This is a genomic window from Siminovitchia sediminis, from assembly GCF_042680885.1.
GTDB lineage: Bacteria > Bacillota > Bacilli > Bacillales > Bacillaceae_C > Siminovitchia > Siminovitchia sediminis.
Genome location: NZ_JBHUEO010000122.1, coordinates 21,142 through 44,279, shown reverse-complemented (window position 1 = coordinate 44,279; position 23,138 = coordinate 21,142). Strand labels below are relative to the sequence as shown.

Genomic DNA, 23,138 nt, shown 5'->3' with positions numbered 1-23,138 from the left:
GAAAGTGGCGGGCATCCGCCAGCTGCTTTTAGGAAAAAAGCCCACAAATGCAAAATCAGGAGGAGAAAAACGATTCGGTTTTCTCCTCCTGATTTATTTTAGGGGCTATTTAGACAGCCCCTTTTTCCTATGCATAGGCCATATCCGCAAACAAAGAATGAAGATCTTCCACGATAAAATCCGGATAAATCTTTTTTCGGTCTACATCTTCAGGTCTTGCTATTCCTGTCAACACCAGACAAGTCTGAATTTCGTTAAATTTTCCCATTAAAATATCCGTTTCCAGACGGTCGCCGATAATCAGGCAGCCCTCCTTTTCAACATGTAAGGTTTGTAAAATGCGATTGCCATAAAAAACAGACGGTTTTCCTGTTACTTCGTAGATCGACTGCCCGGAAGCCACTTCAATAGCACGGGCAATGGCATAGGTATCGGGGATCAGTCCCCCGGGAACAGGACAGACCGGATCCGGATTGGTAACGATGATCTTCGCACCATTTCTGACAGCATCCATAGCCCGCTGCAATTTTGCATATGTAAAGGAGCGGTCAAGCCCGACCATGACATGTGTTGCCTTCAGCGGGTCATCGGTCATGCGGATCGACATGTGCTCAAATTCTGTATGGATGGCTGCCTCACCGACCACATAGACGACTGCATCCGGAAAAGTTTCGGCAAAATACAGAGCAGCAATATAAGGACCTGTCAAGATCTCCTCCCGGCACACTTCAATGCCAAAATCCTCCAGCTTTTTTTGGCATTCTGCCCTTGTCCTTGTTGGTGAATTCGTAATGAACAATATCCTTTTTCCCTTTTTCCTTAATGTGTTCAGGATTTCTTTGGCTCCCGGCAGCAATTCATCGCCTAAATAGATCGTCCCGTCCAAGTCAAAGCAGTATGCTTCAAAGTCTTCTATATTCATCGTTGGTCCCCCTGTGTCATGAAGAAGTAAGTAAAGTTTCGGTATATACGTGATCATTCCGCAGCCGTTTCTTTGTTTGTTTATCAAACAGATGGATGGATGATTCATCCATTTCCAGATGGACTTTGTCCCCGATCCTCAAATCATTGTTGGCCTTGCACCTGATGATGATCGGCTGGTTGGCCACACAGGTATGAACGATCATATCCGCTCCGTTTCTTTCAATCAGTTCCACTTCACCTCTCATGCTTGTTTCCTGGGCGGATATCGTCAGATCTTCCGGCCTGATTCCCAAGATGACCGGTTTGCTGCCGTTTTCCTTCACAAGTCTCTGCTGGCTCATTGAAAAAATCTGGAAAGCTTTCCCGGGTCCAAAGGCAAACCGGTTTCCTTCCACCTGCCCCTCCAGAAAATTCATTCCCGGCATGCCGATAAAGCTGGCGACAAAGATATTTTCAGGCGTTTCATATACTTCCGCAGGGGTGCCGATCTGCTGAACTTCACCGTCTTTCATAATGACGATTCTTGTTGCCATCGTCATGGCTTCCGTTTGGTCATGCGTCACATAAATGGTTGTTGTCCCCAGCTGGCGGTGGAGCCTGATGATCTCTGTCCTCATATGAACGCGCAATTTTGCATCCAGGTTCGAAAGCGGCTCATCCATGAGAAAAATACTGGAATTCCTCACAATGGCTCTTCCCAGGGCCACCCGCTGCCTCTGTCCACCGGAGAGTTCCTTTGGTTTTCTTTTTAATAAATTGGTTAAACCGAGGGTTTCTGCTGCCTCTTCCACTTTTCTTTTGACCTCGGCTTTCGGCACTTTTTGGCGGCGGAGCCCGAAGGCCATATTTTCAAAGACATTCATGTGCGGATAGAGCGCATAGTTTTGAAAAACCATAGAAATTCCTCTTTTTTTCGGTTCCACATCATTGGCTCTCTGACCATCAATGAATAGATCCCCTTCTGAAATGTCTTCGAGTCCTGTAATCATCCTTAAGGAAGTAGATTTTCCGCAGCCTGAGGGGCCGACCAGGACGATAAATTCCTTTTCCTCAATATCCATATTAAAATTTTTGACAGAATATTCATCGCTGCCATCGTATTTCTTATATACGTTGCGCAATTGGATCTTTGACATGATTCATCCTCCAGCTGTTTTCCACAAATTCCTTCGAATTTTGAGCCCGCTGTACGGTATTTGTTTCAAATACATATACCAGCTGCTTGCCGCGCAGCGCGTAAAGCAAAGGCATAAACGGAATAGTTCCTTCGCCAATCTGCAAATGTTCATCCTGCAGACCGTGGTTATCATTGATATGAAGTCCGAATAAATAAGGAAAAGCTTTTTCGCACTCGTTGAAAAATCCTACCCCTTTATTCATATAGCAGTGTCCCGTATCGAGCATGATCCCCATCCGCGTGTCATTCACCCGCTCGATAACAGAGATGAGCTGATCCATGGTAACACCCACTGCTCCTTCCGCAAAAGGAACATTTTCTATCACAAGTTTCATGGGTTCAGGCAGTTCTTTCAGCAGGTTTTTGAAAAATTCAGCTGCTGTCTTAATCCCCTCATTCATAAACGAGCAGTTACCAAGATGAAACAGTACATAATCGACATCCAGTACTTTCGCTGCGAGCAGAGCTTTGTTTACAATCCTTTTTGTCTTCTGGTCCGGGGAAGAAGGGTTGCAGCCGTCAATCGGCATATGAAAGCCCAGGGACACGCCATGGTCTTTTGCCAGTTTCGCGATCTTCTCCAGCTCCTTCCTGCTCATCTCCAGCAAAGGCCTGCCGTGGTGCTCGCCTTCCCCCATGATTTCGATCGATTTCCAACCTTTATGAATCAAGGTCTCAACGGCTGCTGCAGCAGGCAGCGAAAATAATGTATAGGTTGAAATGGCGTAAGACATTGTCGTTCATCCTTTCTGCTTATTTGATGCCTGAGTGCATGAAACTTGAAATGAACTGCTTTTGAAAAATAAAGAAAGCCATCAAAAGCGGCATAGCAACAAACAAGGTAGCAGCACCGACCACTCCCCACTGGGCACCCGAATCCGATGCCTTGGCAAACATGGAGAGCCCCACTGTCAACGGACGGTTCTGGTCTGAGTCCGTAATGATCAGCGGCCATAAAAAATTGCTCCATTGATGGCAGACAGAGATAAGCCCAAAAGCGATATACGTTGGTTTGGCCAATGGGACATAAATATGCCAAATCATTTGCAGCTTATTGGCCCCTTCCATCTTTGCAGCCTCTTCCAGTTCAAAGGGAACACCTTTAAACGTCTGTCTCAGCAGAAAAATTCCAAAGGCAGAAATAAAATAGGGAACCATAATTGCCCATTTTGTATCGTAAATCCCCAACTGGGCAATTGTATTTGAGTTGGGATAAATGAGCAGTTCAATCGGAATCATAATCTGTACGAGATACAACAGAAACACAATTCCCTGCCCGATAAAATTCATCCGTGCAAACGCATAGGCAGCAAGTGTGATGGTCACCAGCTGGACAGCCAAAATCACAATGACAATGATTAGCGTATTGATAAAATATTGGCCGAAAGGGGCGGTATTCCAGGCTTGAACAAAATTATCAAATGTCAATTGATAGTTTTCGGCTTTTGTATCTTTAAAGGCCATATAAATGATCCCGAACAGCGGGAGGCCCCAAAGCAAAGCCAATACATAGGTCGATAGATTAATCAGACGATTCAACGTAAACCACCTTAACTGTAATGAATTTTCCGGTCTGATCCGAAGAACTGAACCGCAGCTATCAGCACCATCAGGATCAAACATACGACCGTCGCGGTTGCCGATTTCCCGTAATCCATGAAACGAAAAGTGCTCTCGTAAATATAATAGAGAAGCAGATTGCTGGCATTGTTCGGTCCGCCCTGCGTCATAACAACCAGCTGGTCAACGGTTTTAAAGGCATTCGTTGTTGCAATCACAAAAGAAAATAAGGTTGTCGGCATGAGCAGCGGAAATACAATTTTTCTAAATTGAACCCACTTAGATGCACCGTCCATATAAGAAGCTTCCAGCAGTTCTTTGGGAATATTCTGCAGGGCAGCCAAATAAAAGACCATAAAGAAACCTGCTTCTTTCCATATAACCATCACAATGATGGCCATCAGGGCGGTTGAGGAATTACCGAGCAAATTCAATTCTCCGGCACCGAAAAACTTCAACATATTGTTGATCATCCCGTATTCCGGAGTATAGAAGAACAGCCAGATAAATGCTGCGGTCACCATTGGAATGACCACCGGGTAAAAGAAGAAAGTTCTTGCCAGTCCGCTCCCCTTGATTGCCCGGTTCACGAGCATGGCCAGCCCCAAGCCAATGAACACACTTGTTGGGACCGTTCCGGCCGCAAACCACAAATTATTGATAAAAGCCTTCCGAAATACCTCATCTTCCCACATCATCATAAAATTTTGAGCTCCGATATACACCGGGTCCTCTGTTGAAAGATCCGACTGAAAAAAACTCATGATCAGCGTTTTAATCATCGGATACAACGTGAACATGACAAGGAAAATGAGGGACGGAAGGAGAAAAAGCCAGGCTGTCGTGTTTTCTTTCCAGTAATTGCTTTTTCTCAATTCCTTCACCCCATCACATATTCATTATTTGTAAGGTTCCAACAGGACTTCCGCCTGCTTTTGCGCTTCATCCAGCGTCTGGTCGACATCCGCACCGTTAATAGCGGCTTGAATCGCATCAGATAAAATTTTGAGAACCTTGCCTTGTTCATAAACAGAGATTTCTTTATGTGCATATTCCAGTTGCTCCATAGCGGTCAGCGCCTGAGGGAATGAATCTGTATATTCTTTCAGCGCTTCGGTTTCATAGCTTGATTGACGAGTGGCAATATAGCCTGTATCAATGCTCCATTGGGCTGCACGTTCAGGATCTGTAATCCATTTGATGAACTCCATGGAAGCGAGCTGTCTTTCTTCTGAAATATCTTTAAAGATATAGAAGTTCCCTCCGCCCGTCGGCGTGGCCAGTCGTTCATTCGCCGGCAAGTAGGCCACACCAAATTCAAAATCTGCATTATTTTTTACATTCGTCAAGTTACCGGTGGTTGTCAGCATCATAGCCGTCTTGCCTTCAATGAAATCAGTCGGGACCGTATTCCAATCCAATACGCCTTCCGGCATAACTTTGTGGGTTTTTGCCAAATCCACCCAGAAATGAAGAGCTTCCTTGGCTGCATCAGAGTTGAAATACACTTCTTTTCCGTCATCGCTCATCAGGTTTTTGTCACCTGCCTGAAGAGCCAGAGCCTGATAAATCCAATATCCGCTGATCGTGGCAGGCAATTCAATTCCCCACTGTCCGTCTTTTGTCAGTTTCTTGCTGTATTCAGTGACCTCCTCCCAGGTTTCAGGAGCTTTTTCAGGGTCCAGTCCGGCTTCTTTAAACAGGTCCTTGTTGTAATAGAGCAAAACTGTGCTGCGCTGGAACGGCACAGACCATGTCTTTCCTTCCGCTTGAGAGTTCTCCATAAATCCCGGGAAAAAATCATCCATCATTTTTTGCGCTTCCGGATCTTTTTCGACCATGTCATCCAATGGGATAATGGAATCTTTCAACTGAAACAAATCAACTGACAGAAGAACAGCCATGTCAGGGGATTTTCCATTTTTCACTGCTGTTTGAACCTTCGTCATCGACTCATCATAGTTTCCGCTGTATACAGGCGAAACTGTAACTTTCTTGCCGTTGACTTCAATCCCTTCTTTGTTGAATTCTTCGGCATAGCCGTCAATCACTTCAGTAATCTCTCCACCGACATTCACCGGATAGTACCATGTCAGGTCAATGGTTTCTCCGCCGGATTCGCTGTCCGAATCTCCGTTATCGTCAGTCGAGCCCGCAGGATTGCTTCCGCATGCGCTGAGCAGGGTAAAAACAAATAGAATAAGTGCCAGAAATAAGGGGGTTTTCCTCATTGATTTGACCTCTTTCTTATTTGGAGTATGTATCCATTTTCTTCAAGGCGCGTTAGCTCAACCCTCCTTTCCAACATAAAGAGACCACAAATAGACTGTCTTTCCCAACAGTTATTTGTGGCCTCTCTCATCGCGCCTGTTTGCTATCTACTTTTCAATCATAAATATACAGGCTCATTATTGAATTCGTATCAATCCAATGTAAAGATTTATTAAAGATCATTCATATCCACTTTCCACAATTCCGTATTGGACGTCGAGACTGCAGCAGCCCCGTGTGCCAAAGCCTCCCGGGCATGATCCAATGTCGAGAGCAGTCCCCCGGTAATCACCGGAACAGGCGAAACCTCCGACAGCTTTTTTAAAAAGTCGCAGGCCCGGCTCGGCATGATTTCAATCATATCGGCTTGCCTCTGCTCCAAACCTGCAAGCAGATGCTCATACACTTCCGTGTCTATGAGAAATATTCGTTGAATGACATACAATCCTCCTGCTTTTGCCCTTTTAATAATTGCCGGCTTAGTCGTAACGATGGCAAACGGCTTAACATAATCACGGATAAAACCAATCCCGTGGGGATCCAGCTGCAGACCGCCGATCTTCTCAACATGGAGAATGACAGGCAGACCCGCATCCTGCAACACCCCCACATACTGCTTTACCTGCAAAATATTTCCTGTCATTAAAATAACAGCCGCTATATTCTCTTTATATTTTATCGCGCGTTCAATACATTTTGGTTCCTTGATCGCAGCAATCAGCTTATGCTTCTCCAATTTTTCTTCAAACGTCCGTTTCATTGAGTTCAACTGTGCGTCCCCCTTTGCAAACTCTATACACAAGTGTAACTTAATTTGCGGCGCTGTTCATTGATAAATGACTCCATGTGTAATATAGGAAAGTTGGCATTTTTAAAAAAGCCGGGTTTTCATAAAAAGCACAAAAATGTGCTTGAAAAGTCCCCTTCGTGCTGCCCCTTTTTAACGATTGCTTTTTTCATTTTATATTTGAATCAATCATACGTCCTTTGATTTACATGATAACTTTAAGCTCCCTAATGCTATGAATGATCCGATGGTTTCCTTTACTTTTGAAAAAGGTATGAATATAATAAAGTTATCTTCATAATGTAAAAAAGGGACGCCAGCTGCAACTGGCATCCCCGGGCATACCAGCTCCACTGCATGAAGTGGAGCGGCCCGAGCCAAGAAATAACTCTCCTCGCTCGTCCTAAAAGCAAGGGAGAGTTATTTCTTTTTATATAAAGAGATAACTACGGCGAACACTGATACGATGAGACTTGAACATAGAATCATCAAGACGATGGCATCGTATAGAGTTACCATCAGCGTCACCCCCCTCTCTATAAGGAAGTGCCGCTGCTCACCCTGCTTTTGAAGCTGTATGCTCACTATATTTTACCATAAAAGTTTCAATGTTTTGACATTATTTTTTGGGCGCCTTTCGCTTTCTATTCACCATATAATAGATCCCCGCTCCAATGAGCGCCACCACCAGAATAACAGGCAAATTTCCTACAAGGAAAACAAACAATCCGGATGCTGCCGCCAGCAAAAAGTTCAGGCTGACTGCCATCTGTTTTTTTGTCTTCTCCCACGTATCAAGATCATTACTTCCTACACCCGGAACGACTATTTTACTTTCCTGCATATTCAGTTGAACCGTCGAATAAGCGGTTTGATGTTCAAGATATTTCATCTTGCCTACAAGTACTTCAATTTCCTCCTGAACCTTTGCCAGGTCACCGGAAATTTTCAGCAGATCCTCTGTCTTTTGCGCATCCTTCATAAAATCCAGAAGCCTTTCTTCCACAGCCCGTTTCGATTTTAAACGTGACTCCAAATCTACGTACTCTTCCGTTACGTCCTGTCCCGAAACATTTCTGCTCAATACCTCAGCAGCTTCTTTCTCTGCGTCTTGTAAAAAGGCCTGAAAATATTTTTCCGGAATTCTCACAGTCAGAGTGCCGCTTCTCAGATCATTTTCATTCCGATATTCATTGGATTCAACTACGTAACCGCCGTATTCCTCTACCTTCTTTCCAATCTGCCGGCTGGCTGTGTCTAAGCTTTTCACCCCGATGTCCAAGTTGGCACGGTGTATAATCATCCGTTCGTCCATTTCGGCCTGTGCGTCTTTCTCCTCTTCAACCGGGACTTCTTTTTTCTGATCGAGCATGGCCATTTCGCTGGAACTTGCAGACTCATCTTGTCGTGTACTTTCATTCATGGATAGTGGTTCTTGTGAATCGCCCGAGCTGCAAGCACCCAGAAAAATAGTCAGAAAAGCGATGAACCCCCCTATGAGGTATCTCTTTTTCATCCGCACCCTCCCTTGAATCAATCTTCTTCACTCTTGGTCTTGCCAGTCCTCCATCATGCCGGGTTTTGCATGTCTTGAAGAGAATTTGGGGAACTTAATATCTGCCGATATCCATAAAAGGCATCCTTTATCACACCTGCTGCGGCATGAACGGCAGGCCAATGACTGACAGGACCACGAGGCTCCATTTCCATTTTTCTTTACAAACCTTTATGGATATGCCTATAATAGACTACTATACAGCATATAGGATGAAAAAAGGATACCCGCTGTAAAAAACGGGCATCCCAAGTATAAAAAGTAAAAAAGTGCACCGACCGAGTCAGAAGAGGTAGCTCTCCTAGCCGATCCAAGCCAGGAGAACTATCTCTTTTTTAGCGAAAAGGAAGGTGGGGTTACAAAAAAAAACAGACCCTCACAGGGCCTGCCTTTTACCATCATTAAACTTTTTGAACGTTTGTAGCTTGAGGACCACGCTGTCCTTGCTCAACATCAAAAGTTACATTTTGACCTTCGTCTAAAGATTTGAAGCCTTCACCTTGGATGGCTGAGAAATGAACGAATACGTCTTCTCCCGCTTCACGCTCGATGAATCCAAAACCTTTTTCTGCATTAAACCACTTAACTGTACCTGTTTCCATGTATCTTTTCCTCCTGGTGCGTTGAACCGCACTTGTATTACTATCCTTGCTCAAAACCTTAGACGAAAATCAAAATTTCTTCTCAATCTGAATTAGAGCAAAAATAATTCTCTTTAAGAATAACAGATGTATTTAAAAATAGCAAATGTTTTGACGTTTTATTTTTAAAAAAAGGATTTTCACCCGATAAATCAAGTATTTTCCTTTGCTGCAATCACGTAAAGTTACAAAGGGATGCCATCTTCACCGGCATCCCTTTACGGGTTTTCAGCGCACTCCGGCGTTGATGAAGTTCCTTGCGGACAGGTACTTCTTCAGCAGTTTCGATTTCATCCGTCAAGGCATCCGCCTTCTTTTCGAGCTGGACGGCGATTGATTCCAGCTGTTCGGGAGTCGCTTCCCCTACCGATAGACCCGTAAGCTCCATCTCCTCAGCTTCCGCAATTTCCCGGATCTCCTGAAGTGTTTCTTTAATCTTCTCCTTCAATTTCTCTTCAAAACCGATAGTAGATTTTTTCCATACGAAAGAATACTTATTGGCATTGGCTTCAATCTTTGTGCCATCCAAAAAGTAACTTTCCAGTGTAATGTGTCCGTCATCAATCAGCCGGAGAATCATGGTCTCGAACAATTCATCCATCAGGTGTTTCATGCGGTTGCCCCGGAAGTCATTGATGGTACGGAAATCCGGTTTTTGTCCGGCAGCCAGCCATATCGCCGGAAGGTTTTCTCGTGTCAGCTTTTCAATTTCACAGCAAGAATAAACTTTTTGTGAATAACCGTACAAAATGACTTTGAGCATTAATTTGGGATGAAAGGGAGGGCGTCCCCCACCAGAATAATGGGCGAAAAGCTGCTCATCCGGAATGGATTCGATCATCTCATCCACCACACGAGCAACATGATGTTCGGGGATCAGTCCCTCCACATCCAGAATGGCAAAGCTCTGGCGGTTATTATAAGGCTTAAACTTGGGAGCAGGGCGGATTTGTGAAACCGCAGCTTCTTCTTTTACTTCTGGAGGAAGGGTCATCTGTGTGTTATAATCATTAGTAGTGATCTTCGGATTACTCATAAAAAATCGTCCTCTCTAAAATGTTGGTGTGGTAACTTACATTTTACTAGAAAGGGCGATTTTTTTGTATGCCTTTTTTTGAAGTAAACGAAATAGGGCTTTCACAGAAAATCAGTTTTTACTGACTTTTTGTGAAAGCCCCGGAAATATAAGTCATGCTGAATGCAAAGCACAGCCGTATGGCGAGCTTGAAAAGCACGCTTAACCCTGTTCGGCGCAAAAATTATTTACTGCCCACATCATACACCACGCTTGTTTCCCCAAACGAGGGTATGAAGCTGCGGAAGAACCTTCACGTTCCTTAACTCTTGATCCGCTATCACTTTATTGACTAGCCATTCATATTTCCCCAATAAATAAGGGACAAGCTGCTGATCATCCTCAGATTTATAATCATCATTCCCTACCTGCAAAAAGAAGGGGATGTCCGGATATGTATGATGCACCTTTTTGGCATAGTCGAAATCCTGTTCATCAAAAATGACCACCTTTACACTGCAGTTCGTTGTTGAGGATTCCTGGAGTTTTTCAATAATCTCATCCAATGTATCGAAGTTGGTATCCATCCCGGAACTTGGCGGCTTCGGAGAAATCGTTAATTCATCGATGTCCAAAAACCAGTCCTGCCACTTGCTTCCTTGCGTTTCCAGACCAATTTGTATCCCGTTCTCTTTTAAAAGATCAATCAAATAGCTGAGATTTTTTAATAATGCAGGGTTTCCGCCTGAGATCGTAACAAAAGAAAACCCATCCCCCCCAAGCAACTGAAGCTCCTGCCAAATCTCTTCTGCGTCCATTTGCCTGATCGAATCTTTTCCAGAACCATCCCAGGTAAAAGCAGAATCACACCACGAACATGAATAGTCACAACCGGCTGTTCGGACAAACATCGTTTTTTGGCCGATGACCATTCCTTCTCCTTGAATGGTCGGGCCGAATATTTCCATGACAGGTATCTTACTCAATCTCCATCCACTCCCGTCTTGCCTCTGCATAACTGGTAGGTGTTTCATATAAACGGACAAACTCAACTCGAATTCCATCATATTGATCCTGTCTGCTTTTCAGGGACTCCGTCATTTTTTCATATATCCAGACGACCATGTTTTCAGCAGTTGTATTCATTTTGGGCAATGTCTCATTGACATAGCGGTGATCCAGATAAATCTCAATTTCCTCTTTCCAGATCTTTTTAATATCCCCAAAGTCGATCACCAGACCAATGTCATTGACAAACCCGCTGATGCCAAATATGACTTTATACGTGTGTCCGTGAAGATTTTTACACTTCCCTTCATAACAGTGAAGATGATGGGCCGCATCAAACGTAAATTCCTTACTGACCAGTACGCGTTTGTGGTGGTATTTCAGTTCTTCTTTTGTGATATCCCGATCCAATTTTTGCAGATCTCCCACAATCCGAAACCCAAAGAAGTCTTTCCCCATTAACCTTCCGCTCCTTTTTGTGATGCCAGATATTTCTCCAGTCCTCTTCTTCGCAGTTTGCATGCCGGGCACTCTCCGCAGCCATCTCCTTTGACTCCTTCATAGCAGGTCAGTGTCTTCTCCCTGACGTAATCCAGAACATTCAGTTTATCTGCCAGTTTCCAAGTCTCTTCCTTATCCAGCCACATCAGCGGGGTATGAATCACGAACTGCTGGTCCATTGCCAGATTAATAGATACATTCAAAGATTTGATAAAAGCATCCCGGCAATCCGGATAGCCGCTAAAGTCGGTTTCACTCACACCGGTAATGATATGTTTTGCATCCGCCTGGCTTGCCAAAACAGCCGCAAATGAAAGAAAGATCAGGTTGCGTCCCGGAACGAAAGTCGAGGGCAGCTCCCTGTCTCCTCCGTCTGTTATGTCCATATCGTTTCTTGTTAATGCATTGGGCGTCAATTGATTCAGCAGCTGCATATCTAATACATGGTGCCTCACATTCAACTCTTGCGCGATGGCTTTGGCACATTTAATTTCATTTTTATTCCTTTGATTGTAGTTAAAAGTGACGGCTTCTACTTCTTTAAAAGTCTTCAGTGCCCAAAATAGACACGTCGTACTATCTTGTCCGCCACTAAACACTACGATAGCTTTTTCATCCTTAAGCATGGTCAAACTCCTTTGCAAAAGAAAAAGCAATACCCCAAGATAGAGTACTGCCTTATCTTAGTTTTTTTAACGAGGGGGGCTAGAACCTCTATTCATTTGATCCTATATTATGATAACAAACTTGGATAGAGCGGCACAAGGGGGCTTCTAATCACATATTGAAAAACGCATGAAGGATCATTAGTAAACACACGAAAGTTCTATTTACTTTATGACCATTATCTAAATTCTATTTTTATTACTTTGAATCTATTCCCCGCTATTTGTTAGGCAGTTATACTTAGAGAGTTTTACTGACTTTTTAATTATTTGAAAGTTCAAATAGGAATGCTATAATCATAATTGTTAGAAAATTACAGGAACAGGAGGTTTTTTTGTAATGGTTGTTAACGAACAAGCAAAAAAGGTCTATTTGGAAAAAGACAAGTTCATCTTAGAAAACAACATTAAACCGCTGGTAACAAAAGAATTAATTGAGGAACACCGGCGTACTCCCGTTGGAAAGCACAGCGCCCACCTGCTCAAAGTTCTTAATTACCTACGAAGACATCACGAAGAAATTGAAGACAAATATTTAATCATTAACTTGGAGCCCCATAAGAAGTGGTGTCTGGGCCGCCATCCCGGAGGCAGAGGTGTTCAATACGAAGTATTTGATGATGAAGTGTTTGACAGCCGGGAAGCTGCCGAGCACGCCCTATTCCTAAGACGTTTGAGAAAGTTTGGGCTGGTAGATGAAAATTACAATCCTTTAGGGGGGAAGGCCTAATGGCGATCAACGGATATACGGATAAAATGAGTGTTCAACCCGGACAAAATCTTAAGTTTATGGTAAACAGTGAAGGCGGAAAATATCGGACGGAAATCGTTCGGCTGATTCATGGTGACACCAATCCTGAAGGCCCCGGGTTAAAGGTAGAAAAAGTAAACGCCAGCGTCAACAAAGAATATAACGGTAAAAAACAAGAAATTTATATGGGATCATACATAAACTTTGACGATCCTCCCGCATTGCAAAACCTGGACAGTTTTTCATTGCAAGCGATGATTTTGTCAACCACTCCTGAATTGGGAGAACAGGCCATCCTATCCAAATGGGATCCTAAAGGAAATAAAGGTTACGGCCTATTTATAGATAAAGATGGATGCATAGCCCTATTTATCGGGGATAAAGACGGCAACGTTGAAAAAATCAGTACAGAAACGCCTCTATTGTATGGAGCCTGGTTCTTTGTGGGAGCATCTTTTGATGCGGCAACCGGCAAGGTGACTGTTTTCCAAGAAGCCAGAGTCACCAAAACCAACGGGAAATTTTCAAACAAGTATGGTGTGGAGAAACACAATGCAACTGTTAAAAAGACTACAAACATCCGACCTCAGGCAGCTAATGGCGCTCCCTTTATTATTGCCGGCGTGATTGACAAACAGGCAGATGGGAAGTTCAAAGCGATTCAACGCTATAACGGTAAAATCGACCGCCCCAGAGTAGCAAGCATTGCTTTATCCAAAGACGAAATGGACCAATGGATTGAAAACCCGACAGGCGCCTACGTCGCCGCTGCTTGGGACTTTTCCAAAGGGATTTCCAAGGAGGGCTTTGATGATATCCGCAGAGTTTATGACACCTCTCCCAACCAGATTCACGGGGTAACGGTAAATATGCCCACCCGTGCTGTAACAGGATATAACTGGACGTCCGAGGAGCATAATTTCGTCCATGCTCCTGAACAATATGGAGCGATCCACTTCCATGACGATGATTTAACAGATGCCGGATGGGATGTAGACTTTGAATGGACACTCCCTGACGACCTGCCAAGCGGCGTATACGCTGCACATGTTGTTTCCGGGGAGGATGAGGACTATATCACATTCTTCGTCAGACCGAAAAAAGGAAAGCCGACAGCCAAAGCAGCTTTAATCATGCCGACCGCCAGCTATCTCGCCTATGCCAATAACCGGTTCCAGGATGTGCCGCTGGCTCAAATCATGTTTGGGCGGGCCCCGGTTGTCCAGCAGGAAGACATGTACCTGGGAGAGCATGCAGAATACGGGCTGTCGACCTATGACTTCCACAACGATGGTACCGGTGTCTGCTTCTCTTCCAACCTGCGGCCGATTTTGAACATGAGGCCAAAATACCGCCACACCTTGTCTCCTTCTTTATGGCAGTTTAATGCGGACCTGCATTTAATCGACTGGCTTACGGAGAAAGGCTTCGAATTTGATATTATCACAGACCAGGACGTTCACTTTGAAGGAGCGGATCTCTTAAACCAATACAATGTCGTCATGACCGGTTCTCATCCTGAATATTATTCCGGGCCTATGATGGATGCGCTAGAGGATTTCCAGGATAATGGCGGGCGGCTCATGTACATGGGCTCCAACGGATTCTACTGGATTGTGACATTCGACCCGAATAATCCAAGCATCATGGAAGTGCGTAAGAACTTTGGAAACAACGCATGGAAAGCCTGGCCGGGTGAAGTTCACTTGAGCTTGACGGGTGAATTCGGAACCATCTGGAAACATAGGGGCCGTGCTCCTCAAAAAATTGCAGGAACAGGCTACGGCTCGCAAGGGTTTGAAGTATGTTCTTACTTCCGCAGAACAGAAGACAGTTATGATCCAAGCGTATCCTGGATCTTTGAAGGCATTGAAGATGAAAAGCTCGGTGACTTTGGATTGGTTGGCGGAGGAGCTGCAGGCCTTGAGCTGGATATCTACGACAATGAGTTGGGCACGCCGCCGCATGCAGTGATCATCGCATCGTCCGAAGACCATTCGAGCGTATATATGCCTGTAGCAGAAGAACTCTACTTTAATATTCCGGGAATGGCCGGGGATGAGAATCCAAGAGTAAGAGCAGACATGGTCTATTATCCAACCCCCAATGGAGGAGCGGTGTTCTCCACCAGTTCCATCTCTTACTGCGGCAGCTTGTCCCATAACAACTATGACAACAACATCTCGAAGCTGACGGAAAACGTATTGAAGAGATTTATTTCAGATGAGCCGCTGCCAACAGCCAAACGTGAAAAAGTTCAAGTATAGGAATCAGCAGCCCGGAAATCATGATTTGATTTCCGGGCTGTTTTTTAAAATGAACCGGATTTCGCGCTTTGAATCTGGATTTCGCGCTTTGAACCGGGGATTCGCGCTTTGAACCGGGATTTCGCGCTTTGAACCGGGAATTCGCACTCTGAATCAGGATTTCGCGCTCTTTAAACCGGGGATTCGCACTTTGAATCCGGGGATTCGCACTTCGAAACTGGATTTCGCGCTTTGAATCCGGGTTTCGCGCTTTGAACCGGGAATTCGCACTTTGAAACCGGGTTTCGCGCTTTGAATCCGGGTTTTCGCACTTTGAAACTGGACTTCGCGCTTTGAAACCGGGTTTCGCGCTTTGAATCCGGGAATTCGCACTTTAAAACTGGATTTCGCACTTTGAAACCGGGTTTCGCGCTTTGAATCCGGGGATTCGCACTTTGAAACTGGATTTCGCGCTTTGAAACTGGATTTCGCGCTTTGAAACTGGATTTCGCGCTTTGAATCAGGATTTCGCGCTTTGAACTGGGAATTCGCACTCTGAATCAGGATTTCGCACTTTGAAACCGGGTTTCGCGCTTTGAATCCGAATTTCGCACTTTGAATCCGGATTTCGCACTTTGAATCCGGAATTCGCACTTTGAATCCGGATTTCGCACTTTGAATCCGGATTTCGCACTTTGAACTGGGAATTCGCGCTTTAAACCGGGTTTCGCGCTTTGAATCCGGGTTTTCGCACTTCGAAACCGGGTTTCGCGCTTTGAATCCGGGGATTCGCACTTTGAATCCGGGGATTCGCACTTTGAATCAGGATTTCGCGCTTTGAATCTGGATTTCGCGCTTTGAAACTGGACTTCGCGCTTTGAAACCGGGTTTCGCGCTTTGAATCCGGGTTTTCGCGCTTTGAACCGGGTTTTCGCGCTTTGAACCGGGTTTTCGCGCTTTGAACTGGGAATTCGCACTTTGAAACTGGAGTTCGCACTTTGAAACGGGGATTCGCGCTTTGAAACCGGGTTTCGCGCTTTGAATCCGGGTTTTCGCGCTTTGAACCGGGGATTCGCGCTTTGAACTGGGAATTCGCACTTTGAAACTGGATTTCGCACTTTGAAACGGGGATTCGCACTTTGAATCCGGAATTCGCGCTTTGAATCCGGAGTTCGCGCTTTGAAACCGGGTTTCGCGCTTTGAATCCGGAATTCGCACTTTGAATCCGGAATTCGCACTTTGAATCCGGAATTCGCGCTTTAAACCGGGGATTCGCACTTTGAAACCGGGTTTCGCACTTTGAAACGGGATTTCGCGCTTTGAATCCGGATTTCGCGCTTTGAATCCGGAATTCGCACTTTGAATCCGGAATTCGCGCTTTAAACCGGGGATTCGCACTTTGAAACTGGATTTCGCGCTTTGAATCTGGATTTCGCGCTTTGAACCGGGGATTCGCGCTTTGAATCCGGATTTCGCGCTTTGAATCCGGGAATTCGCACTTTGAAACTGGATTTCGCGCATAGCACGCAGATCCATGAAGCCCATAGCAGCCAAGTAAACAACAAAATGGATAATTTTAAGCAGCCTTAAGGAACAAAATGCATTTAACCGGAATGGATAACATCGTCCCCTTTTCTGGCCATTGACTCGGAAATCGCCATTGAATTTTTGAATGCAAGAGAAAACAAAATGCTTTCCCTCGATCTTTTGGAATTTTATCTTGAAAAAGCATTGTAAGGCTTCAAGTTCCTTTAAGAACGCTGAAGCCGTTTTTTTATTAAAACAATCAGGCCTGGACGCATGCGCACGTATCTTTCCAACTAGAAGCAAAGTGCTTTGTATGACTGGAACATCCTCCCCTTTTAAAACACTGTCTGGCCATTTTGTTCTTTAAGAACGGCAGAATCAAATGTAACCGCGCATCGGTGATACACCCAGTAATACCGATCCGGCTCCATCGTACATGCTTTCATTAAGAAATGCATGCTGAGTAACAACCCACGCATCGCGAAGATGGCGCTGAAGAGGGTGGCTGTCAAAGATTGCCGCGGTGCCAGCTAGCAGGTAGGCTTCCTGCACCGCACGTGCACCCTCACGGGCAGCTTGAGCGGCTGATAAGCGAAGCATGCTGGTTTGATCATCGGAAACACCGTCGCCCTTTAAAATAGATTCCCACGCTGATTCAGTAGCCTCATAGAAGAAAGCGCGTGCGGATCTTAGGGATGCTTCAGCCTTTGCCAAGGAGATTCGCAGGTATGCGCGTTCAGCCATCTTCGGTGCCCCTGTGATACCGGAACGGATGCTGGCTGTCTCAGAAATTTCATCTAGAGCAGCACGGGCTATCCCAAGATTGACTACAGCCAGTACCTGAGCTGCATAAGCAATAGATGGATACTGAAAGATCGGCTCTTCAATAGAAGACTCACCACCCCGGACAAAGGTCCAATCATCAGAGACAAAGACATCTTTCACCCGCAGGTCATGGCTGCCCGTACCACGCATTCCGATGACTTCCCAATTATCGACAATTTCTACATTCTCAGGTTGCAGGACAGCGGTAAGTGGTTTTCCTCCTTCTCCGGAACCAATCCCGACACCAAGAAGATCTGCTCCCATACAGCCACTTGCGAACTTCCAAAGGCCGTTAACTCGCCAGCCCCCGTCAACTCTCACTGCGGGTTGAACCGGAAACAATCCCCCTGCGAAAGCCACATCTGGCCCTTCTTTGTATATTTGTGCAAGTGTTTCACGCGGCAGGGCCGCAAGGTAAAGTGAGGAAGAACCAAAACTGGCTACCCATCCGGTGGAGCCATCTGCCTCTGAAATAGATTCTATTAATTTGAGAAACTGCGAGGGTGAAAGTCCATCTCCTCCAAAGCAGCGCGGCGTGTGAGCACGGTAGACACCCAACTGTTTTAGCTGCTCCACCATGTCCCGAGGAACGTGACGTTTCGCTTCAAATTCGTCCCGCCGGTTACGGACCTCAGTCAACACACGGTTAAGCAGGTTCTTACTTTTTATTTCAACAGACATCATACTTTCCTCCCCATATATTTTTAATGTCAAGTAAACTATCCAGTGAAGCATACGGACTTTATCTCATCAGCCTGCCGCCATTCAGATCAAACGTTGCCCCGGTAGTAAATCCCCCGGATTCGGAAGCTAAATAGGAAACTAAATCCGCTACCTCCTGTGGCTCTCCTACACGTTTAAGAGGAATGGTCTCTATCATTTGTGCCAATTTATCAGGATCCATTTTATCCATCTCTGGTGTACGTACAGAGGCTGGGGCAACAGCGTTAACTGTAATCCCATAAGCAGCCAACGATCGTGCAAATGCTTTACTCAATGCTATTTGCCCTGCCTTGGAGGCAGAATAATGGGCACCTGAAGTCAGTGGACCTGCCTGTCCTCCAAAAGAAGACATATTAATGATTCGTCCCCACTTTCTCTCTTTCATTGCAGGAATGACAGCTTGTGAAAAAAAGAACGTACTTTTTAAATTTACAGACAGAACGTGATCCCACTCTTCCTCATGAATCTCCTCAATCGGAGTTTCAAAACGAATTCCTGCATTATTTACCAGAATATCAATTCTGCCCCATTTGCTTAAAATGTGGCTGACAACTTCTTGAATGCCGTCAATATCAGATACATCTAATTGACAGAACATGACTTGGTCTTGTTCTGCTTCCTTTTGAAAAAGCTGTTTAGTCTGTTCAAGATTTTCCTTGTTTCTGATGACAAAAACTGTCTTTTTTCCTTCGTTAACAAAATTTTTGGCAATAGCCAACCCAAGACCTTTATTTGCTCCGGTAACAATTGCAACTTTCTGATCGTTAAATTCCATCATTCAAACCTCTCTTTCACAAAAGTAATAGTCTTTAACAATGTTAAAACATCTATTCTTAATAGCATCCGTCAAACAAAGACGCTGCATTGAAAAAACTCAATGCATAACTTAAAACGTTTACATCAAGTGATCCGAACTACAAATGCCGGTTTAAAAGATTATCTTTAGAACCATAGTAAGATATTAGAAAAACTCAAACCACACCACAATCGGTTTGAATATTCCGGGAAACTTAGTATGATTCGTACCATATCCATACGGGTGGAGAAAAGGACGTTATCCAAAATTGATGGTCACTGCAGAAATGGTAAGTAACTATTTAAGGAAGGTGAAATGATATTAAAAAGCGCTGAAATTGACAAAAAGCCAGCTATTTTCTAAGTCATATCTAACTGTTATATTCATTCTATAAAGGCGAATCATACCAGAAAAACTTCATTCGGCTATGTACCATTACATTTACGCCTGCCTTGCTGTGACGGACAAAACACAAACTGATTTTCAGGAGACAAATTATTCCAAATAGGGGGCTTATAAAGCTTTGGCAAATGACTTTTGACGAAATCACATCAGTTGCCTCTTATTGTTCAGCAGGTCATGTATGAATCACATAATGGATAGTTCCTCTAGTTATAAAAAGGAAAGGTACCCTTAGTGAAGGGCTGGATCCATTAGTAAAAATTGGTGTAAGCACCGATAATAAAACCGCATGAAATCAAGGGTTGCAAATTTGATTTCATACGGTGTTCAGATTTTTAATGGGATGTGTCCCCACCTCTATAGATGATCATTCTAATTTTCACTCAATGTTTTCAACAGCAACGGATATTCCCTGCCCGACACCAATACACATCGTGGCCAGTCCGCGCCTGGCTTTACGCCTCCTCATTTCATAAAGAAGAGTCGTCAGTATTCTCGCTCCACTCGCTCCCAAGGGATGGCCAAGTGCGATGGCACCTCCATTGACATTGACTCTGCCCGGGTCAAGCCCGAGCTGCCGGATGCACTCTATCGACTGGGAGGCAAATGCCTCATTCAATTCCACCAGTTCAAAGTCTTCAACAGACAGTCCTGTCCTTTCCAGAAGCCTGCGGGTGGAATAGATAGGGCCAAGCCCCATAATTGAAGGATCCAAGCCGGCCGCGGCAGACGCGGTGAACCGGGCCATCGGTTCCAGACCGAGTTCCTCCGCTTTATCCGAGCTCATAAGTAGCAGCGCAGACGCACCGTCGTTTATTCCAGAGGCGTTTCCGGCCGTGACCGTCCCGCCTTCAAACAGGGGGTGGAGATCCCTTAGTTTTTCCAATGTGCTGTCCGGACGCGGATGTTCGTCGGCAGCCACTATCGTTTCCCGGCCCTTCCGGTCTGTGATCGTCACCGGTACAATTTCCTCATCGAATCGCCCGGATTCCATAGCCGCTTTGGCCTTCTGCTGGCTGTGATAAGCGAACTCATCCTGCTCCTCGCGTGTGATGCCGCATCGTTCGGCAACATTCTCCGCAGTCTCAGGCATAGAGTCCGTCCCATACATCTTCTCCATCATCGGGTTGATGAACCTCCAGCCAATGGTCGTATCAAACAGTTCCATGTTTCCGCGCGGGAACTCCTTTTCCGGTTTGCCTGTAACAAGTGGAGCCCGCGTCATGCTTTCGGTCCCGCCTGCAATGAGTATGTCCTCTTCACCGGACAGGATAGAGCGGGCAGCCAGGCTCACGGCATCCAGGCCAGATCCGCACAACCGGTTGACCGTTGTCCCGCTAACGGTCTTCGGCAGACCCGCCAGCAATAGCGACATCCGGGCCACGTTTCGGTTGTCCTCCCCGGCCCCGTTGGCATTTCCAAATATTACGTCCCCCACCGATTCCGGCAGCACATTTGGATTCCGGTCCATTAACGCTTTGATGACAATGGCTCCCAAGTCGTCCGGGCGGACGTCCTTTAAAGCGCCGCGGTACCGGCCGATCGGTGTCCGAACAGCATCAACGATAACTGCCTCGCGCATCAGCACTCCTCCTTCAGGAGGAGTGCATCACTCACGCGGAAAGCAGCAGTTGTCTTTTCCCTAACTTCCTCCAGCGTTGCTTCCCCCATCAGCTCAACCAGCTCATACCCTCCGTCTTTCCAGCGGAACACTGCAAGGTCGGTAATGACAACATCTGCCACACGGGTTGATGTAATCGGGTACGTGCAGCGCTCTACAAATTTCGGCGAGCCGTCCTTGGATACGTGCCCCATCGTAATAATAATCTTTTTTGCCCCCGAAAGAAGATCCATTGCACCGCCCACCCCGATGATATCCTTGCCGGGGATGGCCCAGTTCGCAACCTGACCATTTCCGTCCACCTGCAGGGCGCCGAGGATGGCCACATCCACGTGCCCTCCTCGGATCATGGCGAAAGAATCGGCACTGTGGAAATACGCCGCGCCTTCAGCTTCCCCAACCGGAAGCTTGCCCGCATTGACCAAGTTCGGGTCAATGTCCTCCTCGTCAACTGACGTCACTCCCAGGAGCCCGTTTTCGGTATGCAAGTAAAACTGGCTTTCATTCAAATAATCGGGAACAAGCGTCGGGATGCCTATCCCCAAGTTGATGACCGAATGAGGAGAGAGCTCCTGTGCGGCCCTTTTGGCAATCAATTCTTTAGTTCCCAACCTTCCTTCACCCCTTCTTTGGTCAGTATCAGGCGACTTGTCACGATGGCATCTACATATAGGTACGGGGTCACGACCTCCTCAGGGGACAATTCCCCTTCCTCCACAATCTCATCCACTTCGGCTATCACGTACTTTGCAGCCGTCGCCATGATCGGATTGAAGTTCCTTGCGGTCTTATAATAGACCAGGTTGCCCTTGGTGTCGGCTTGTTTGGCGCGGATCAGGGCGACATCGGCCTTTAGGGCTTTTTCAAAAAGATACGTCTCTCCATCAATCACCTTTGTCTCCTTTCCCTTGGCAAGTTCCGTACCGACGGCTGTCGGTGTGTAGAATCCGCCGATGCCCGCGCCGCCTGCGCGGATCGCCTCGGCAAATGTTCCCTGGGGGAGCAGTTGCAGCTCGAGCTTCCCCTCGTTGTACCAATGCGCCACTTCCCGGTTGCTCGTAAAATAGGAGCCGATGGCCTTTTTAATTTTTCCTTGGCGGAGCAGGAGGCCAAGCCCCCGTCCAGCCTCCCCGACATTATTGCTGATGATCGTTAGCCGGTCTGCGTTATGTCTCGTCAGCTCGTCGATCAGCGTGAGCGGACTGCCTATAAGTCCGAATCCGCCAACCATGATGGTATCCCCTGGTTTAATGATTTTGCGAACGACATCCTTAGACCCTTTGATTTTCATGGTGTCACTCCTTTATATGCTAAAAATAACTGTACCTTTTCATTGAGCTCCGGCTGGCGGTTGAACACAAGCTCGTAATGGTTGGCCGGTGACGTTTCCGACCAGACGTTATAAAGCAATTCCTTCGATCCGGCATAACTTTCTTCCTTGAAAAGGGGACCTTTATTGCCAAGGGATCCAGTCGCTATGAGCAGGAGAGTCGGGCACCGGACCTCGGGGAAGATGTCTTCCGGCCGGAAATCATAGAAACTTTTAAAGTCCCTCTTGACGGTGCTGATTTCCGCCTTATTCCTCCAGATGCCGGCTTCTTGCCTGATCTCATAGCTGACTGCATCCTCCATGTGCGGACCCCACTCAACACCAAGTCTTCTATAAAGAGATTTTGCTTCCCCGGTATACTGGTCACGAGACTCATACGTTTTTTCCAGACGGCTGAGAGAAGGGAGGACCAGGTTTCTTGTGTCTTCATCTGCTTTACCCGCACCATCAAGTAAGATCAGTGCTTCTGTATCCTGTCGCCGGCTGGCAGCCACCGCACTGATATAGGCACCCATCGAATAGCCAAGAAAAATCGGCCGCCGGATCCCAAGCCTGTCGATAAGGTCCAGCAAATCTGCAGCATGTGTGAAAATGGAACTATCTTCCGGAGCGGGTCCACTGTTTCCGCGTCCTGAAAGATCATAACTGATGAACCGGTATCCGGCAGCAGCCAGTGCTTCTTGGTAAAAGTGAAGCTGTTTGTGGTTTCCTGTGAGTCCATGGACCCCGATAATTGTTCCCCGGTCCCCCGCTGTGTCATGAATAAAGAGAGTACGTCCTTTTTGGGTCGTTACATACTGCCCCACTTGTACA

23 protein-coding genes are annotated in these 23,138 nt (G+C 46.0%); 2 read left to right on the top strand and 21 right to left on the bottom strand.

The annotated features are described in order from the left end of the window. Positions 1–127: 127 nt before the first annotated feature. From ACFSCZ_RS20135 to queC, 13 genes are all read right to left on the bottom strand, one after another. Positions 128–922, bottom strand: a complete 795-nt coding sequence (locus ACFSCZ_RS20135) for an HAD-IIA family hydrolase (protein WP_380776950.1) — start codon at positions 920–922, stop codon at positions 128–130. Positions 923–938: 16 nt separating this feature from the next. After that, the gene (locus ACFSCZ_RS20130; protein WP_380776948.1) at positions 939–2,060 is read right to left on the bottom strand and encodes an ABC transporter ATP-binding protein; all 1,122 of its coding nucleotides are present in this window, start codon (positions 2,058–2,060) and stop codon (positions 939–941) included. Continuing rightward, positions 2,029–2,835 carry a sugar phosphate isomerase/epimerase family protein gene (locus ACFSCZ_RS20125; RefSeq protein ID WP_380776946.1) on the bottom strand — a complete coding sequence of 269 codons (807 nt, stop codon included), beginning with the start codon at positions 2,833–2,835 and terminating at the stop codon, positions 2,029–2,031. The genes ACFSCZ_RS20130 and ACFSCZ_RS20125 overlap by 32 nt, the downstream gene beginning before the upstream one ends. 19 nt (positions 2,836–2,854) lie before the next feature. After that, positions 2,855–3,640 (bottom strand): carbohydrate ABC transporter permease, encoded by a 786-nt coding sequence (locus ACFSCZ_RS20120; protein WP_380776944.1) that lies wholly within the window; start codon positions 3,638–3,640, stop codon positions 2,855–2,857. Between the two features lie 11 nt (positions 3,641–3,651). Beyond that, positions 3,652–4,545 (bottom strand): carbohydrate ABC transporter permease, encoded by an 894-nt coding sequence (locus ACFSCZ_RS20115; protein ID WP_380776942.1) that lies wholly within the window; start codon positions 4,543–4,545, stop codon positions 3,652–3,654. Positions 4,546–4,560: 15 nt separating this feature from the next. Further along, the gene (locus tag ACFSCZ_RS20110; RefSeq protein WP_380776941.1) at positions 4,561–5,892 is read right to left on the bottom strand and encodes an ABC transporter substrate-binding protein; all 1,332 of its coding nucleotides are present in this window, start codon (positions 5,890–5,892) and stop codon (positions 4,561–4,563) included. 212 nt (positions 5,893–6,104) lie between these two features. After that, positions 6,105–6,692, bottom strand: a complete 588-nt coding sequence (locus ACFSCZ_RS20105) for a glycerol-3-phosphate responsive antiterminator (RefSeq protein WP_380776952.1) — start codon at positions 6,690–6,692, stop codon at positions 6,105–6,107. Between the two features lie 646 nt (positions 6,693–7,338). Then, on the bottom strand, positions 7,339–8,235 hold the full coding sequence (locus tag ACFSCZ_RS20100) for a DUF4349 domain-containing protein (RefSeq protein ID WP_380776939.1): 897 nt from the start codon (positions 8,233–8,235) through the stop codon (positions 7,339–7,341). 440 nt (positions 8,236–8,675) lie between these two features. Continuing rightward, positions 8,676–8,876 carry a cold-shock protein gene (locus ACFSCZ_RS20095; RefSeq protein WP_380776937.1) on the bottom strand — a complete coding sequence of 67 codons (201 nt, stop codon included), beginning with the start codon at positions 8,874–8,876 and terminating at the stop codon, positions 8,676–8,678. A 214-nt stretch (positions 8,877–9,090) separates the two neighbouring features. After that, positions 9,091–9,951, bottom strand: a complete 861-nt coding sequence (locus ACFSCZ_RS20090; RefSeq protein ID WP_380776935.1) for a transposase — start codon at positions 9,949–9,951, stop codon at positions 9,091–9,093. Between the two features lie 239 nt (positions 9,952–10,190). Beyond that, positions 10,191–10,916 carry a 7-carboxy-7-deazaguanine synthase QueE gene (gene queE / locus ACFSCZ_RS20085; protein ID WP_380776933.1) on the bottom strand — a complete coding sequence of 242 codons (726 nt, stop codon included), beginning with the start codon at positions 10,914–10,916 and terminating at the stop codon, positions 10,191–10,193. Further along, complete coding sequence (queD, locus tag ACFSCZ_RS20080; RefSeq protein ID WP_380776931.1) at positions 10,909–11,397, bottom strand: 6-carboxytetrahydropterin synthase QueD; 489 nt, start codon at positions 11,395–11,397, stop codon at positions 10,909–10,911. Before queD ends, queE begins: the two co-directional genes overlap by 8 nt. Then, a complete protein-coding gene (queC, locus tag ACFSCZ_RS20075; RefSeq protein WP_380776929.1) occupies positions 11,397–12,083 on the bottom strand; it encodes a 7-cyano-7-deazaguanine synthase QueC in 687 nt (228 codons plus the stop codon). Before queC ends, queD begins: the two co-directional genes overlap by 1 nt. Before the next feature lie 361 nt (positions 12,084–12,444). Between queC and ACFSCZ_RS20070 the strand changes: the two genes are divergently transcribed. Together ACFSCZ_RS20070 and ACFSCZ_RS20065 are read left to right on the top strand one after the other, a co-directional pair. Then, positions 12,445–12,834: a N,N-dimethylformamidase alpha subunit family protein gene (locus tag ACFSCZ_RS20070; protein WP_380776927.1), complete on the top strand. Its 390-nt coding sequence runs from the start codon at positions 12,445–12,447 to the stop codon at positions 12,832–12,834. After that, positions 12,834–15,122 carry a N,N-dimethylformamidase beta subunit family domain-containing protein gene (locus ACFSCZ_RS20065; RefSeq protein ID WP_380776925.1) on the top strand — a complete coding sequence of 763 codons (2,289 nt, stop codon included), beginning with the start codon at positions 12,834–12,836 and terminating at the stop codon, positions 15,120–15,122. The genes ACFSCZ_RS20070 and ACFSCZ_RS20065 overlap by 1 nt, the downstream gene beginning before the upstream one ends. A gap of 153 nt (positions 15,123–15,275) precedes the next feature. Here the strand turns inward: ACFSCZ_RS20065 and ACFSCZ_RS20060 are convergent, their stop codons facing one another. The 8 genes from ACFSCZ_RS20060 to ACFSCZ_RS20025 all read right to left on the bottom strand — a co-directional run bounded on the left by ACFSCZ_RS20060 (position 15,276) and on the right by ACFSCZ_RS20025 (position 23,131). Beyond that, positions 15,276–15,896 (bottom strand): hypothetical protein, encoded by a 621-nt coding sequence (locus ACFSCZ_RS20060; RefSeq protein ID WP_380776923.1) that lies wholly within the window; start codon positions 15,894–15,896, stop codon positions 15,276–15,278. A 27-nt stretch (positions 15,897–15,923) separates the two neighbouring features. Further along, positions 15,924–16,637, bottom strand: a complete 714-nt coding sequence (locus tag ACFSCZ_RS20055; protein WP_380776921.1) for a hypothetical protein — start codon at positions 16,635–16,637, stop codon at positions 15,924–15,926. A 369-nt stretch (positions 16,638–17,006) separates the two neighbouring features. Then, on the bottom strand, positions 17,007–18,134 hold the full coding sequence (locus ACFSCZ_RS20050) for an acyl-CoA dehydrogenase family protein (protein ID WP_380776919.1): 1,128 nt from the start codon (positions 18,132–18,134) through the stop codon (positions 17,007–17,009). Between the two features lie 61 nt (positions 18,135–18,195). Continuing rightward, positions 18,196–18,954: an SDR family NAD(P)-dependent oxidoreductase gene (locus ACFSCZ_RS20045; protein ID WP_380776916.1), complete on the bottom strand. Its 759-nt coding sequence runs from the start codon at positions 18,952–18,954 to the stop codon at positions 18,196–18,198. A 799-nt stretch (positions 18,955–19,753) separates the two neighbouring features. Continuing rightward, a complete protein-coding gene (locus ACFSCZ_RS20040) occupies positions 19,754–20,956 on the bottom strand; it encodes an acetyl-CoA C-acyltransferase (protein ID WP_380776914.1) in 1,203 nt (400 codons plus the stop codon). Next, on the bottom strand, positions 20,956–21,606 hold the full coding sequence (locus tag ACFSCZ_RS20035) for a 3-oxoacid CoA-transferase subunit B (RefSeq protein WP_380776912.1): 651 nt from the start codon (positions 21,604–21,606) through the stop codon (positions 20,956–20,958). The genes ACFSCZ_RS20040 and ACFSCZ_RS20035 overlap by 1 nt, the downstream gene beginning before the upstream one ends. Continuing rightward, entirely contained in the window at positions 21,588–22,286 is a 699-nt protein-coding gene (locus ACFSCZ_RS20030) for a CoA transferase subunit A (RefSeq protein ID WP_380776910.1), read from the bottom strand. Before ACFSCZ_RS20030 ends, ACFSCZ_RS20035 begins: the two co-directional genes overlap by 19 nt. Further along, positions 22,283–23,131 carry an alpha/beta fold hydrolase gene (locus tag ACFSCZ_RS20025; RefSeq protein ID WP_380776908.1) on the bottom strand — a complete coding sequence of 283 codons (849 nt, stop codon included), beginning with the start codon at positions 23,129–23,131 and terminating at the stop codon, positions 22,283–22,285. Before ACFSCZ_RS20025 ends, ACFSCZ_RS20030 begins: the two co-directional genes overlap by 4 nt. Between the last annotated feature and the right edge of the window lie 7 nt (positions 23,132–23,138).